This window comes from Parendozoicomonas sp. 209JJ7-1 (genome assembly GCF_058147085.1).
Genome location: NZ_JBYVJU010000118.1, coordinates 1 through 656, shown reverse-complemented (window position 1 = coordinate 656; position 656 = coordinate 1). Strand labels below are relative to the sequence as shown.

General features: G+C 37.2%; 1 protein-coding gene. It reads left to right on the top strand.

Annotation, left to right across the window (positions count from 1 at the left end; genetic code table 11):
• Positions 1-46 precede the first annotated feature (46 nt).
• The coding region (locus tag ACY2RQ_RS19645; protein WP_490114708.1) for a GNAT family N-acetyltransferase at positions 47-656 on the top strand (610 nt) is incomplete at its 3' end.

Below are 656 nucleotides of genomic sequence, written 5' to 3'. Positions count from 1 at the left end.
AGGCGTTAGCTGCTAAATCAACATCTCAGTAAACATTGCTAAAATTATGAATGAAAAATGGATTGAAGATATAAGCCTTTTAGGGAAAGAAGTAGAACTGATTCCCTTGGAGAGAAGACATGCAGAAGACTTAGTTCAAGCTGCTTCTGATGGTAATCTATGGGAACTCTGGTTTACTGGAGTTCCAAATATAGCAACGATTAATTCATATATTGACTTTGCACTCTCCGAAAAAGAAAAGGGACGATCTTTACCATTTGTTATTCTTCATAAGAAAGAACAGAAAATCATTGGCTCTACTCGCTACTGTAATGCCGACAAAGAAATCAAACGTCTTGAAATTGGTTATACGTGGTATGCCAAATCTTTCCAGAAAACTGTTGTTAATACAGAATGCAAGTTATTACTTCTTCAACATGCTTTTGAAAGGCTCGAATCAATTGCCGTTGAATTCCGTACTCATTGGCATAATCAAGCTTCACGTTCAGCAATCGCTCGCTTGGGAGCCAAACAAGATGGTGTCCTGAGAAACCACATCAAGGATAAAGATGGTTGCTATCGTGATACTGTAGTTTTTTCAATCATTAACCATGAATGGTCAGTGGTTAAAAAAAGCCTTCAACATAAACTGTCATACAAATACGCAGCTAACAAGT